This window comes from Paenibacillus pseudetheri (assembly GCF_924513355.1).
Taxonomy (GTDB): Bacteria; Bacillota; Bacilli; order Paenibacillales; family Paenibacillaceae; genus Paenibacillus_AQ; species Paenibacillus_AQ pseudetheri.
Genome location: NZ_CAKMAB010000011.1, coordinates 160534 through 175531 on the forward strand (window position 1 = coordinate 160534; position 14998 = coordinate 175531).

Genomic DNA, 14998 nt, shown 5'->3' on the forward strand with positions numbered 1-14998 from the left:
CTGTTTCAAGAGTAGCACTCCCTACTCTTGAGACAGTCTCTTTCGTATTTTCACTTACCGTTTAATCAGACCCTTATTCGCTCGACGTGCAGACGCTTCTGCAACCCGCTGCATAATCAAAGTTAATCCCTCAATGGCTTTAGGTGTCTGCGGTAGCAACGTTCCCCAGTCTTCTGTAACTTCAGCTACTACTACCGGCGAAGGAAACGGTCTAGCCGCAATCTCATGGAACTGTGGCCCAGGCTGATGTAACGAACCTTCAGCAGCCGCTTCTGCCAGCCATTCTCCAGAGGAAATGGCCGGTCCCTTGCGTTCAAGTCGAGCCAATTCCGTAGAAAGATCACTAACCGAGACTTCTTCTTCGTCTGTTTCAGCTTCGTCGCTAGAAATATCCCCTTCAGCCCAAAGGGCAAAAATCCCGTCCAAGAGCTCTCCTTTAGTAAATCCTCTCAGCGAAAGTGCCAGCAGTGGCTCTTCAGCAAGACGTTCTTTAATAAGCTTCAGAGTCTCCGCCTTATGCTCCACACCCTCACCCTCAAAAAGGGCTTGCTCCAGCTCATTATCCGTAGGTAGAAGCTCAAGCTCTGCCAGCTCACCCGTTAAACGCCCTTGCAGCAAGGCAAACACTTCCCCAGGACTTAGTGCCAGACTTCGTAATATTTCTTTTCTTCGGGCAGCATGCCATACCGGAACCTTCAGAGAGAGAGGTTGATCCGCTTGTTGTTCCTGAGCAGGCGCGCTGGCGTTCCATTCACCCTTTGACCGAGACCCTCCCGTCACTTTCCCGGGTAGCACCGTCCATGCTGCTTTTACTAATCCAGGCACAACTTCCAGCCGCATCTCTAACCGTTCACTCATTGTTTGATCCCTCCGTAACACTCATATCTGTCTTACATCCAGTCCTGATCCTGCAGTTCAATAAGTTCCTTCAGCTCATGATTGGACATCTCAGTCAACCATGTTTCGCCAGAGCCAACAACCTGCTCGGAAAGATTTTTCTTACGCTCAATCAATTCATCAATACGTTCTTCCAACGTTCCTTGGCAAATCAACTTATGCACTTGAACATTTTTATCCTGACCAATTCGGAATGCCCGGTCTGTCGCCTGATTCTCAACTGCTGGATTCCACCAACGGTCGTAATGGATGACATGATTAGCTCTTGTAAGGTTCAACCCTACGCCACCCGCTTTTAAAGAAAGTACGAAGAAGGATGGCCCTTTTCCCTCTTGAAAATCATGAACCATCTCGTCGCGCTCTCGTTTTGGAATTCCGCCGTGCAAGAACAGCGGTGCTGTTCCATAACGCTTAGTCAGCTTGCTAACCAAGAGTTCTCCCATCGCTACATATTGAGTAAAGATCAACACAGATTCTCCGACCTCCGCAATGCTATCCAGAATCTCGAACATGACCTCCATTTTACCGGAATGTTCACTTCGTGGACCCCTGCCTTCTTCTTTGCGGAATAGCTGAGGATGATTACAAATCTGCTTCAATTTCGTTAGAGAAGACAGCACGAGTCCTCTGCGAGCCATCCCGCTACTCTCTCCGATCACGCCAAGCATTTCATCCACGACACCCTGATATAGGGCTGCCTGTGTTTCCGTCAGCGGACAATAAGACTTCAGCTCCAGCTTCTCCGGTAAATCTTTAGAGATATCCGGATCGCTTTTCAAGCGGCGCAACAAGAATGGCGATACCAAGCGATGCAATTCCCGCAGCCGTTCTCCACCCTCTCCAGATACATAACGCTGCCGGAAGGAATGGTAGGTCCCTAAATAGCCCGGGTTTAAAAAGTGAAAAATAGACCATAACTCGCCTAATCTGTTCTCTACTGGTGTCCCCGTCATAGCTATGCGATGCGGCGCTGATAACTTCATCACACTCTGCGCCTGTTTTGTCCGATGATTCTTAATATACTGAGCTTCATCCAGCACCACAGTGGACCACCGAACATTCGCTAAATCCTCGCTGTCACGACCTGCTAAATGATAGGTCGTCAATACAATATCATGACTGGCAGCCAGTTCTAAAAAGCTATCCCCCCGCACGCGGCGTCCACCATGATGAATGTGAACTTTAAGCGAAGGCGCAAAGCGCTGCAATTCCCGCTGCCAGTTCCCCAAAAGTGAGGTTGGACATAGAATCAGCACAGGCTCCTGCTTCTCTTCAGGTGGAGCACTTAAAGCGCGGTCCAGCAGGCAGGTAATGACCTGCACCGTCTTACCAAGACCCATATCATCGGCCAGACACACCCCAAATCCCAGACCACTGAGAACGGAGAGCCATTGATAGCCGCGCTCCTGATAAGGTCTCAGGGTTCCGTGCAGACCTTCAGGTACGGAACGCACTGGAAGATTCCGCAATATGTCGCCCCGCATCAGCGATGACAATAGTCCGGATGTTTCCATCCCCGTGACCGACATCCCTTTCCAGAGCCGATCTTCACCATCCTCAGCCTCTAGACGCATCCAATCAGCTGCTGTCATTTCCCCATTTTCGTGGCGTTTCATATATCTAAGAACCTGGCGAATTTCTTTAGGATCTACCTCAATCCATTCTCCGCGGAAACGTACAAATGGCACGCCCGCCTCCACTAGTGCGTTTAGTTCTTCTTCGCTGATTGTACTCTCCCCAAGTGAGGCTTCAATGCGAAATGAAATCAGCTCTTCCATCCCAAGAGCCACTGGAGCAGGACTATCAATCCCACTCACTACCGGCTGCATTTTCATCTTCATGCCAATTCGGCGGCGTCCCTCTCGGCTCCAGCGCGATGGCATCTGCACGGTTATTCCACGCTCACGCAGCTGCTGCACCGTCTCCTTCAAAAAGAAATAAAGACGCTCTGGTTCCAAATCCGCTCCCCTAGGTGCAGGCATAGAAAGAGCGCGCTCTATGTCTGGAGAGATTCTTGCCGCTCGGCCCAGCGCTATAAGAAGCTGCTGCTGTATATTACGATAGCGTTTCCCCCATAACGTAAACTCTCGTTCCTTACTGCTCCAAATCGATTTTGCCGGAATCCAGAATTCCCCTTCTTCCTTGTTCTCCGCCCAGAAGGTTAACCTCCAGATTTCGTCATTATCTCCAGGGGGCTCCAGACGTAGCCCAAGACCCAGCTGTCCACTCCGCGCTTCTTCAGGTTCCGATTGGGGCACATCACTTCCAGCCGTCTCATTCACGGTAGCCAGAAGATCTGTCACCTCTGCTTGAGTTCCCTGTACCGGTATATCCCGGCTGCCTGTAAGAAGACTATTCCACCACAGCTCAGTTAAAGGGGAGTAACCCCGGCGATAACTTGCTTTGTAAGGAGTAAGTTCACTTTCAATACCCGCAATCACTTTCTTTATCTCTGCAGTCATTACCGCCTGCATAAAGGAGTAAAGCACATAGGCGCCAGCCTCATCCCTCGAAGATAAATCCCCCGCTTCAGCTATATGCGTTCCTAAGGCCAATACCGGCATGGACGCCGCCAGTTGCAGAAAGATCTCCTTATCCTCCTGCTTTCGAAAAGCTGGAGACCAGCAGACCGTTGCTGCCTGTTCACCACCACGACGACGTGAACCTACCGGACGTGGGGGCAAGGCTCCTGGCGTAACGCCTCCTGTACCCATAAGTTCCAGTGCAAAGCGGGCTGCTGCCGCCCAATAGCGCAATTCGCCGCCAGGCTCTACTCCCTGATCTCGGCATAATGTCTCATCCCATGCCAGAAGCAGTTCAAATGCATCGCTAGGGACTAAGGCGAGCCCTTCGAATGTTCTTCCAGGCAATCCACGGCGTGCTGGCTTCCCCTCTACAGGAGGAGCCGGATATTTCACTTCTGCGAGCCGCAGAGCAGCACTCGCAAAAGGGCGAACTCCTCCCTGCAGCTCCAGGCGCTTCACCACTCGGGTCCAAGCGTCAACCTTCGGCTCCGAAGTTTCGCCAGAGAAGCAAAATAACACATCCCCCAACCATATTGCATAAAGATGCTTAGTCATCGGTGATCTCCTGTCTTTTAAGCAAGCAAAAAAAGAACCAGTCCGCCACCATCAGGTGGTAACTGCAACCTTTTTCGCGAGAAATAAATTTTGAAGCTATACAAGTAGAAGTAGTCTCTCCATCCTTTTAGAGATGAGATACACTCCTGTAAGAAATATAAGGATAAAGAACTAGGATAAAACTTATCTGCTCTTGAATCTTCATCTCTTCATCTTATACGAAAAAGCGCTGATTTAAAAACGTTTCTGCATATTTTCTGCAGATTTTTATGCAAATAAAGTTGAAGTACATAGAAACACCCGTGAATTTGATTCATTTCAGCATATTTTTAATAAATGTTCTAGCCACTATCGTAAAATACCCTTCACCACCACCATGCTATCCATGAACATTATGACTCACTAGTCACTTCTTTTCTAAAATATAAGAAAGTATAAATTTCACGTTATACATTATCCTTCTATTTCTCGCATAAACGCTTACCGTCCTCAAGGGACGCCGAAGGCGCTTTTTCTTGTTTATAGTCTTAATTGTGCCGAAAGCGGGTATATTCTAAGTAAGCATCACCCTATTAAAAAGCTAGGGAGTGAATTGTTTGAGACGTTATAATCCTTATAAATGGTGGAATCTTCTGTTCTTTTTAGGTGTGATTATCGTGAATGTGCTCTCGGTCACTTTACCATTAGGCGGGCACAGCACTGGAGAAATCTCTGATAAATATCAGACCTACATCACACCTGCCGGTTACGCGTTTTCCATCTGGTCTTTGATTTATCTACTGTTAGCCGGCTTCGTTTTTTATCAATTCCGCTCCTATACTGCCTCTAGAGATTCTGTGCGGGCGATTCAGTTCTGGTTTGTTCTGAGCTGTATTTTTAATATGAGTTGGCTCTTCCTTTGGCAATATTTATACATTGAGCTCTCTCTGGTTGCTATGGTGCTGATGTTAATCACACTGATTGTCATTTACCGGAAAACACGTTTGATCACAAACCCTACCTCAGGCGAGAAATGGCTGCTGAAGCTACCCTTTAGTATATACCTTGGCTGGATCTCTGTGGCTACTATCGTGAATATCAGCGTTGTTCTAGAAAAGAATCATTGGGAAGGTTTGGGGCTTAGCGGTAGTACTTGGGGCGTTATCATGCTCTGCGTGGGAACTCTGCTTGCAATTGTGGTCAGCTATCCTTACCGAGATAGCATTTATCCACTCGTATTCGCGTGGGCCTTCATTGCGGTTGCCTTGGAACACAAAGAGACCAGCAACGTCTATTTAACGGGACTGATTTCAGCAGGTCTCCTGCTGCTTTACAGCATCTGGTTACTGTTCAAACCCCGCCGTAGCAGGTATCGGAGATACAGAAGTTACTAATTCTAATATAAAAAAATGGCAGGCTAGGGTTGCCCACCTTAGCCTGCCATTTTGGTAAAATAATAAAAGTGCAAAGGATAACTTCTTATTTCTTACGAGCTACCGCTTCAATCTCAACAAGTCCGTCTTTAGGCAGACGCGCAACCTCAATAGCACTGCGGGCAGGATAAGGTTCCTTAAAGAAGGTGCTATAAACCTCATTAACGGCCGCGAAATCATTCATATCCTTTAAGAATACGGTTGTCTTTACTACATGGTCTAGCGTTGCACCAGCTTCTTCAAGAATGGCTTGCACATTGTTAAGCGCTTGACGCGCTTGTTCTTGTACGCCCTCAGCCAAATTACCTGTTTCCGGATTCAGGCCAAGTTGTCCTGAAGTGTATACCCAACTACCCGTGGTTATAGCTTGACTATAAGGACCGATTGCTCCGGGTGCTTTTGTTGTAGCTACTTGTTTTTTGCTCATCTTACTACCCCTCTCCATTATGCGCTGATCATTTATTGTCCATTGTAAGTCCTGTTCTCATCTTAATGCAAATTTATTAGAGACCCAGAATGCTTAGTGTTTCCCAATCACATGTATCACTTCATTCGTGTAAATATGTAATCCACGGGTATCCGCAGACGCAATGTTAACCATAGCTCTTGCGACTGTCGTACCAGGTATGGCACGATATTTAGCCGCCTTACCCACCATTACAAAATCCAGCGCTTTCATCAAACCAGCTCCGATTCTCTCCCCTAATCTGAATTCTTCACGTTGGCCCAGTAGCAGGGAGGGGCGAAATATATGCATACCTTGAAATCCAATAGCGGTTAAACCTTCTTCCGCTCTTCCCTTAGTCCGACTGTAGAAATTACGCGACTTCGCATTTGCCCCTATTGAAGAGACGACCAAAAACTGTTTAACATCCTGTTCTCTCGCTATGGCTGCAGCATCAAGCGGATAGTGTAGATCGACTCGTTCAAACTTTTCTTGTGAACCCGCCCTTTTTATCGTAGTCCCTAAACAACAGAAGATGGAATGTACCCCTTCGAACGACTCTGTATAGTTTCTTAAGTTCTCCCAATCTACAACGATTTGTTTAAGTTTAGGATGTTCTATGGCTAACGGTGTCCGTACAAGCACCCTTACTTCTTCCCAGCTATCACGATTTAACAATTCCTCCGTAACCGCTTTGCCTACCAATCCGGTGGCACCTAATACCATCGCTATTCTTAACAAGGAATAACCCCCTTTACTTCTATTCGTCCTTTAGAATACGACGACCTAGCAAAAACGCAAGTGCAATCATCAGCGTTCCTACCACTAGCTGCATACCGTATACCTGAGTCCATTGCGGCCAGTGCGCAATTTTTTCATAGAGCTGTCCGCCAATAAGCGGACCAAAAAAGGATGATAACCCGGTAAGCGCCGCATATGTGGCCATATACATCGGTCTTTCTTTTTTCGGAGTGTCTCCAATAATAAAGTTAAAGGCCAGCTGGTTGAAACCCCCTACACCAACACCAAAAACGATATGGGCCGCAAATAAGACCAGCAGCATCGGCATCACAGACAAGAGTCCCCACATCAATGAGGACAACGCAATAATCGGCAAAGTAAAGAATAACAGTCGCTTATTGCTGTATTTCGCATTTAGATTTCCCCAAACGTAGAAGCTAGCCATCATAAATACGGTCTGGGACACATTAAGCAATGACAACGTTTCATAATTAATATGAAGTAACCGCAGCATGACATAAGAGTATAGCGGAACCGTTAGGTTTTGCAACAACAGCCAAGCAGCCAGAAACAAGGTTGACTTCATAAATAATGTATCTTTAAGCGGTTTCTTAAACATGGGCAAAAATTTATGTTCTTCTGATTTCTCGAACGGTACATCCGGATAAAAAAAGAATACTACGACATTCGATATCGAGAAGATCCACACAACAATATATAGAATCAGAAAACCATGACCCCCGGGATAACGGTCCAGAATAATTCCTCCGCCATACATAACCAAACTTCCAAGTGCATTCAGGACAGTGTTACGAATCCCAAAATAACGTCCACGTACCCGTGCGGGAACTAGATCACTAATCACAGAGCTCCACAGCACACCACCAGCAGTATTGGCAATAAAAGCAGTAGTATATAAAGCAATAAATGCGATGACCCAATATTCTTTAGGAAAAATAAACGGGATTAGTCCCGTAGAACCCCAAAGTATCCTATGCAGACCGATAAAAGTAACCATGGCCCATTTGCGACTTGGCAGCTTCTGAATCAGAAAAGCTACACCAATCTGTGCCACATTAACTAATGTAGTAAGCGCTAGCACAAATCCAATTTGACTAGAGGAGGCTCCTAAATATAGCAGGAATCCTGTTAGGAACTGCCCTTGCAGCAGTACCTGAAAAATAGTTGATGGCACACCTTCCAGCGTAGCAATACGCAAATTTCTACGATGCACTGAAGGTTTACGAACACGTTTTGAAACCGTAACCTTATGCTTATTTTCCATGTTGTCCATAGAGGCGGTAACACTCCTTTGATGCGGCATTGGCTTCATTCTACTCCGCATCAATCTACTGTCAATACGCCAAATCGCCAAATAATATTGGAGCTTTACTCACTATCCACTTCAAGGGGCAAATAAAGTGAAAATCGACTCCCCTTCTCTTCCTTACTCTCCATAGAAATGAACCCGCCGAGCAATCTGGCCAAGTCATTACTAATAGAAAGCCCTAGTCCTGTTCCACCATATTTCCGGGTAGTCGTTCTGTCTGCCTGTTGAAAGGCTTCAAAGATCATGGCATGCTTCTCCGGTGCGATTCCTATGCCACTGTCCTTCACATCAAACACAAGCCAATGTTGCACGGCATCCCCTTCCCCACATTCCTGCTCGTGGATATGCAGCCATACGTAACCTGTCTTTGTAAATTTAATAGCGTTAGAGAGCAAATTGCGCAGAATCTGTTGCACTCGATGTGGATCGGAATGGATCATTGGAGGGACATTCTCATCCATAGAGATATTAAAATCCAGTCCTTTTTGTTTGGCGGTCACAGCGAACTGCATTGCCAGCAAATCTGGGATCTCGCTAACATTTAATTCTTCATTTATAATATCTAATCGACCTGCTTCCACCTTGGATAAATCCAGAATATCGCTGATGATCATCAATAATTCATCACCCGAACGATGGATAATGGCTGCATACTCTCTAATTTCTGCTTCCGCAAGCGAATCATCATTCTCTTCAATTAATTGCGATAAATTAATGATGCTATTCAGTGGAGTTCTAAGCTCATGTGACATGTTGGCTAGAAATTCCGATTTGAATTGAGACGCCATCATTAACTGATTAGCACGCTCTTCAAGATCAAGCTTGTTCTTATGTAATTCTTCAGTCTGAGCAGACAACTGTTCGTTAGCATGCTGGATCTGCTCATTCCTTAGAAGACCGAGTTGAAAATCACGGATAATTAAGGAGAACAAAATACTTAAGATTAGCCCCGCAGGGAACGTAATTGGCATAATCTCTCTTATGTACTCTTCCACAGGGATAACGCCTAACGCCATAATGTTTATGGCATTCATTAGATTAACGATTAGAATAACGATCAAACCTTGATTCACAATACTGAGGATTGAGCGTCTGACCCAGTAGCTAAGCGCCGCGCAAATAACTCCTAAAATAAAAAGATTAAGCATTCCTGCTACCGCTGCCTCTGTCACTCCAAAAGTTAACCTTGTAAGCCCCGTCCCTATACCGATCAATATAAGTGTGATGGGTCTAGGATACGCCAGTGTCGAGATGATTAGGGGTACAAACCGCAAATCAAAGATCACATGGTCGTCCAGATTATAACCAAAAAGAGTACTGATCCAACCAGCAAAGATCGCCAGGATCACCCAGCTCGCCTTCTTTATCCCTACAGTTGCATTTGAAATGGTATGTTTATAGATCAGATTAGCCAAATAGGCCACCGCTATAAGAATTGCGGTATTCCCGAAAAATATTTTAAGATACCCCATAGATACGCCCCTACCTGCACAAGATAAATTACAAATTTCATCTCACGATATTACCATAGCTTAACCTCCGTCCACCTAATTGTTGTATAGGAAGAGCGCAAATCGTATACGATTTGCGCTCTTCCTATACACTTTATATTTGGGTGTTTAGAGTATAAGTTAATTTGAATTAATCGCGGTAGGAACGTCCCCAGCTTTGATATTCTTTTTCCGCGTCGTCTTTCGAATGACCATAACGCTCTTGTAGTTTACCTACCAATTTATCCTTTTCACCATCGATCACATCAAGATCATCATCTGTAAGCTTGCCCCATTGCTTTTTGGCCTCGCCTTTGAGCTGCTTCCATTTTCCTTTAAACACGTTGTTGTCCATTATATGTTCATCTCCTTAGCTAGATTAAGTAGGGTAGAATACTATCCTGTGTTATCGTTAAATTACCCTGTACCATTCCCTATGAATCTTACCTAACCTATAGAAAGTCACAATTTGTAAAATAATAGTTTAAAAAGAGGTATTCAAATCCTTTAAAATTTGATATAATCCATGTATAAATTAAACATTTAATTTTTTAAGTGATTTTTTTCACATGAGTTATCTGCTCCATGTGCTAGAATGCCCTCGGAGCTGAAACAATATTATTAAATTTTTTTCTATTGTATGCCGATATATGTCATGATACTGTTAGAGTTTGGCACTTCACCCCAAGATTAAAGTGACAAATATCATTTATAAAGTGATTTTTATCACTTCGCATTACTATTAAAATGTTTTACATTTTAATATATATATTTTAAACTATATTTTTGGAGGTCATTACAAATGAAAAAAACAACAGTAATCTTGTCGACTGCCCTTATCCTTGGTGGTTTGCTCGCAGGTTGTGGCAACAACACAGACAACGCCCCGGCGGCTACTAACGCTCCAACTGAAACCAATGCAGCAGCTAATTCCAGTAATACTGGAACTGAAGCAGCGAAGTACAAGGACGGAACTTACTACGCTACTGTTGAAGCCGATGCTAAAACCGGCTGGCAAACTTATGCACTTTTGACTGTAGAAGGCGGAAAAATCACTAAAGCTGATTGGAATGCTTTTAACGTTAATAGTGCAGGCGACCTGAAGAAAAAAGTATCTGAAGATGGTAAGTATGGCATGAAAGCTGGCGGCGCTTCTTCTGAATGGCACGAACAAGCAGCTAAAGCTGAAGCGTTCCTGATTGAAAAACAAGATCCAGCAGCTATAACTTTAGACGCTGAGGGGAAAACTGATGCAATCTCGGGAGTATCCGTACACGTTACTGACTTTGTAAAAGCTGCTGAAGCTGCTCTGGCCGCTGGCCCTGTGGAAGCTGGCCAATACAAAGACGGAGGCTACCATGCTGAAGGCGAAATGGATAAAGAATCCGGTTGGAAATCCACTGTTGACTTGACTGTTGCTAACGGAAATATCGTGGCTGTTAAATTCAGCGGTGTAAATGCTGCTGGCGACGACAAAAAACAATTCTCCGTTGATGGTAAATACGGTATGAAAGCTGGCGGCGCTCAAGCTGAATGGCATGAAGAGATCGCAAAAGTTGAGCAATACTACCTTGAAAAAGGCACTGCTCCAGAACTTACAGCTGAAGGTAAAACTGATGCAATTTCCGGCGTGAGTATTCATGTTGGTGAATATTTTACACTTGCTGAAAAAGCACTCGAAGGCGCGAAATAATTTCGCATAACCTTCTGCAGTTAATCAGACGAATGAGGTGAATTTCTTTTGAAAAAAATAGTCATTTTGGGCGGCGGCTACGGCGGCGTACTCACGGCTAAGAAACTGGCAAAGAAATTTAAGAAAAACAAAGATGTTGAAATCACACTGATCGACCGGAATCCATATCACACTCTATTGACTGAGCTGCATGAGGTTGCCGCGAACCGTGCTCCAGAGGATTCAATCAAGATCGATCTAAAGAAAATCTTTGCTGGCCTTAAAGTGAATGTTGTTCTTGACGAAATCAGCAATATTGATTTCAAGGGTAAGAAACTCAAATCCAATAAAACTACCTATGCGTACGATTACCTTGTAATCGGTACAGGTAGCAAACCAACCTTCTTCGGCATTCCAGGTGCAGAAGAGAATACTTTCTCCTTCTGGTCTTACGATGATGCGGTAGCATTGAAACGTCAAATCCGCGACATGTATACCAAAGCCGCTATGGAGAAAAATCCAACTGTACGTCGTGCAATGCTAACTTTCGTTATCATTGGTGCCGGCTTTACAGGTGTCGAGCTTGTCGGGGAAATGGCTGAGCAACGCGAGGAATTATGCAAGGAGTTCTATATCGACCCATCCGAAGTAAGATTGATTGTGGCTGATATGGCTCCGAAGATTCTGCCTATCCTTCCAGATAAGCTGATTCAAAAAGCTGAAGCTCACCTTCGCAAGCTGAACGTGGAAATTGTTACAGGCGCCAAGATCACTGAAGTAGGCGAAGGTAGTGTTGCCCTTGGTGAGAAAAACGTTGTCGCTTCACAAACCATCGTTTGGACTGCAGGTGTTGAAGGTTCTGAAATCGTGGGTGGACTTGAAGTACAACAACAAGGACGCAAACGTATTGTTACGAATGAGAACCTTGAAAGTGTAGATCATAAGAACGTATATGTAGTAGGGGACAACATTTTCTTCATTCCTGAAGGTGAAACTCGTCCTGTACCACAAATGGTTGAGAATGCTGAACAAGCAGCTCCGATCGTTGCTGGCAACATTGCAGCTGACATTCAGAATACTGCTAAAAAAGCTTACAAACCAGGTTTCCACGGTACCATGGTATCTATCGGTAGCCGCTACGGTGTAGCAAACGTTGGTTTGCCAGGCAAGTTCTTTATGCTTACTGGTTTTATGGCAATGTTATCCAAACACTTTATCAATATGTTCTACCTGTCTCAGGTTGTAGGCTTCAATAAAGTCTGGACTTATATGATGCATGAGTTCTTCCATGTTGAGAACCGAAAGAGCTTCTTGGGCGGACACTTCTCCAAGCGTTCACCTAACTTCTGGCTCGTTCCGCTTCGCATGCTGCTTGGTGGAATGTGGTTATATGAAGGTATAGATAAGTTGCGGAAAATTTGGGTAGATCCAAACAAAATATTCCTAATTCCAGCCGCTCCTTTTGCAACGGATGCTTCATCAGCAGCCAGCGTAGCGGTGGATGCAGTTAAAACAACAGTAGATGCACAATCTGCAGCTTCAGCAGTATCCACTGCAAAAGAAGCGGTTGAAGCATTGCCAGTTCCTGGCTTCGTATATGATATTACAAACTGGTTCATGGATTTGATGTTCTACAACAACGACGGAAGTTATACTTTCCTAGCGAAATGGTTCCAAATCGGTATGGTATGTGCAGAAATCGTATTCGGTATTATGCTCATCGTTGGTCTGTTCACAGCTATCGCTTCTATAGCGACGATAGCCATGTCCGTCATGATCTGGTCGACCAAAATGGCTTCTACAGAAATGTTATGGTATGTTGGTGCGGGTATCGCCTGCATCGGCGGATCGGGCAGCACATTTGGCCTAGATTACTATGTACTTCCTTGGCTTAAGAAACATTGGAAGAGAGTTCCGATTGTCAGACGATGGTATCTATACACCGACTGATTATAAAGCCCTGAATTCGTGTAATTTATTTTAGAACAAATATGTAGATTGCATGTCAGTAAGTTAAATATGGATGTACTTCAGAGTAATGTGTCCCTAGGACACATTACTCTCCTTATTTACAAGAAGAAAATAATCTTCCTAATATCAGGAAATGGTGAATTTATTCTTTAATGAATGGTTTTGTAGGGATGATCAGGGGTATGGTTTCTTCCGGCAAAACCGACAAGAAGGAGAGAATCTTGTGAACAAACAACTCATAGAAGATACCCTCCGGTTGTTGCATACTGAAATGTCACCTATTGCCGGAATTGAGCTTAATCCCTCTCCGGCTGCATGTGAGCAGCTAATCTCGGTACTAGAACGCCATGATCTGGAATACAACCGCAAAGTCAATTTGCTGGGTATTTACACTATTCTCACTTTGGCAGCTGAGCGCCATATGGAATGTATCCCACATCATCCCGACCTTACACGCAACATTTTGGATGGAGATTATTTGTACAGCTTTTACCTTCAGTTTGCGGTGAAATGCCGTGAGCTCGACCTAGTTGCTTATCTAGCTCCTTCGATCAAAAAAATGCAAATTAGACGGTCAAATGGAGACTTCGCGGAACATGATCCAGCGGCTGGAATCGAACAGTTCTTGATTCAAGAGTGCAGACAGCGTAGTCGCACAAGCAAAGCCATTTGACAGGTGGGATCTATAAGATGAAGCTGCATAAGGCCTTAAACATAGACATAGATGAAATTAATCGTGAAATCGTAAATCTTGTGGCACGAGATAAGGATGTTCCTAAGAAATCTCAACTCGGGCAGAGTGTTCTTGAGCTTATAAATTCTGGAGGTAAACGCCTCCGTCCTCTTATGGTCATTGTTGGCAGCCGTTTTGGCCGAAAGGATACGGGTCGAAGATCGCTTCAATTAGCTGCTGCCGCTGAATTTATTCATGTTGCCTCATTAATTCATGATGATATCATTGACGATTCTGAGTTACGGCGGGGCAAACCCGCCCTACATACTAAGACGGGCACACTATCAGCTGTGCATATTGGAAATTATATGTCCGCTCGGGTTATCGAACTACTCAGCAAATATACCGGAGACAAAAACAAATATGTTCATGACTTATCTTCTGTAGCTACTGCTCAGCTCTGTCTAGGTGAGTATCAGCAAATGGAACATGCTTTTGATTATGAGATTACAATGGAGCAGTATCTGGAGAAGTCCTTAAACAAAACAGCTCTTCTTATGGCTACCTGCTTACGTGTGGGTGCATTATCCACCGAAAGCTCAGAGGAAGTGGCTAACCTCCTGTATACCTTTGGTGAGGCCTTAGGGATGTCTTTTCAAATACAAGATGACCTGTTGGATTTCACACAGTCTGAGGCTGTACTGGGTAAACCAGCCGGCAGCGACCTGCGTCATGGTCAGGTTACCCTGCCAGTGCTTTACGCATTACAGGATCCAAAGCTTTCGCCTGTGATCCGTGCAATCGGGCCCGACTCTTCGGACGCAGAGGTGGCACATGTGCTCACCCTAATTAAGAGAAGCGATGCCTTAGCTCGCGCCGAACAGGTCAGTCAGAACTACCTGGATAAGGCTGGAGCGATTGTTCAGCAGCTCTCCTCCTATCCAGCGCATGCCGATCTGGACACGCTACTGCAATATTTTGCCGACCGTGATCGCTAATCTTATGTCTATCGCAGCAATCAAAAACGGATACCTCCCATTCACTTGGGTGGTTATCCGTTTTTTTGTGTACTTTAGCTAAACAAGCCGAACGTAGCGCAGCGCCCGTGAGCATGTTTAGCCTTTTCGCTTCCAAGCTCTACTCCACAAGACATATACAAGGAAAACTAGACCTAGAATATAAAGTGGACACCTCGTTAAGAGATTAAGATAATGAAGATATCTAAGGAGGTGTTCACATGGGTGAACAGCGGCAGCGGTACAATGAAGAGTTTAGGAGAAAGACTGT

Annotated in this window: 12 protein-coding genes; 5 read left to right on the forward strand and 7 right to left on the reverse strand. The window is 44.8% G+C overall.

Going from position 1 to position 14998, the window contains the following annotated elements:
• Positions 1-54: 54 nt before the first annotated feature.
• Both L1028_RS12960 and L1028_RS12965 read right to left on the reverse strand, forming a co-directional pair.
• Positions 55-858, reverse strand: coding sequence for a hypothetical protein (locus L1028_RS12960; protein WP_234534403.1), 804 nt, complete (start codon positions 856-858; stop codon positions 55-57).
• A 32-nt stretch (positions 859-890) separates the two neighbouring features.
• A complete protein-coding gene (locus L1028_RS12965) occupies positions 891-3977 on the reverse strand; it encodes a DEAD/DEAH box helicase (protein ID WP_234534405.1) in 3087 nt (1028 codons plus the stop codon).
• A gap of 596 nt (positions 3978-4573) precedes the next feature.
• Here L1028_RS12965 and L1028_RS12970 point away from each other — a divergent pair.
• Positions 4574-5350: a TspO/MBR family protein gene (locus L1028_RS12970; protein ID WP_234534407.1), complete on the forward strand. Its 777-nt coding sequence runs from the start codon at positions 4574-4576 to the stop codon at positions 5348-5350.
• 85 nt (positions 5351-5435) lie between these two features.
• Here L1028_RS12970 and L1028_RS12975 read toward each other — a convergent pair whose 3' ends face one another.
• The 5 genes from L1028_RS12975 to L1028_RS12995 all read right to left on the reverse strand — a co-directional run bounded on the left by L1028_RS12975 (position 5436) and on the right by L1028_RS12995 (position 9750).
• Positions 5436-5816, reverse strand: coding sequence for a RidA family protein (locus tag L1028_RS12975; RefSeq protein WP_076285938.1), 381 nt, complete (start codon positions 5814-5816; stop codon positions 5436-5438).
• A gap of 93 nt (positions 5817-5909) precedes the next feature.
• The gene (locus L1028_RS12980) at positions 5910-6575 is read right to left on the reverse strand and encodes an oxidoreductase (RefSeq protein ID WP_234534409.1); all 666 of its coding nucleotides are present in this window, start codon (positions 6573-6575) and stop codon (positions 5910-5912) included.
• A gap of 19 nt (positions 6576-6594) precedes the next feature.
• Positions 6595-7869 carry an MFS transporter gene (locus L1028_RS12985; RefSeq protein WP_341482537.1) on the reverse strand — a complete coding sequence of 425 codons (1275 nt, stop codon included), beginning with the start codon at positions 7867-7869 and terminating at the stop codon, positions 6595-6597.
• 95 nt (positions 7870-7964) lie between these two features.
• Positions 7965-9377 carry an ATP-binding protein gene (locus L1028_RS12990; protein ID WP_234534411.1) on the reverse strand — a complete coding sequence of 471 codons (1413 nt, stop codon included), beginning with the start codon at positions 9375-9377 and terminating at the stop codon, positions 7965-7967.
• A 169-nt stretch (positions 9378-9546) separates the two neighbouring features.
• A complete protein-coding gene (locus tag L1028_RS12995) occupies positions 9547-9750 on the reverse strand; it encodes a CsbD family protein (protein WP_234534413.1) in 204 nt (67 codons plus the stop codon).
• A gap of 447 nt (positions 9751-10197) precedes the next feature.
• Between L1028_RS12995 and L1028_RS13000 the strand changes: the two genes are divergently transcribed.
• The 4 genes from L1028_RS13000 to L1028_RS13015 all read left to right on the forward strand — a co-directional run bounded on the left by L1028_RS13000 (position 10198) and on the right by L1028_RS13015 (position 14709).
• The gene (locus tag L1028_RS13000) at positions 10198-11088 is read left to right on the forward strand and encodes an FMN-binding protein (RefSeq protein WP_234534416.1); all 891 of its coding nucleotides are present in this window, start codon (positions 10198-10200) and stop codon (positions 11086-11088) included.
• A 48-nt stretch (positions 11089-11136) separates the two neighbouring features.
• Positions 11137-13017: an FAD-dependent oxidoreductase gene (locus tag L1028_RS13005; RefSeq protein ID WP_234534418.1), complete on the forward strand. Its 1881-nt coding sequence runs from the start codon at positions 11137-11139 to the stop codon at positions 13015-13017.
• Between the two features lie 244 nt (positions 13018-13261).
• Positions 13262-13711, forward strand: a complete 450-nt coding sequence (locus L1028_RS13010; protein ID WP_042184507.1) for a hypothetical protein — start codon at positions 13262-13264, stop codon at positions 13709-13711.
• A gap of 17 nt (positions 13712-13728) precedes the next feature.
• Entirely contained in the window at positions 13729-14709 is a 981-nt protein-coding gene (locus L1028_RS13015; protein WP_234534419.1) for a polyprenyl synthetase family protein, read from the forward strand.
• The last annotated feature ends 289 nt before the right edge of the window (positions 14710-14998 follow it).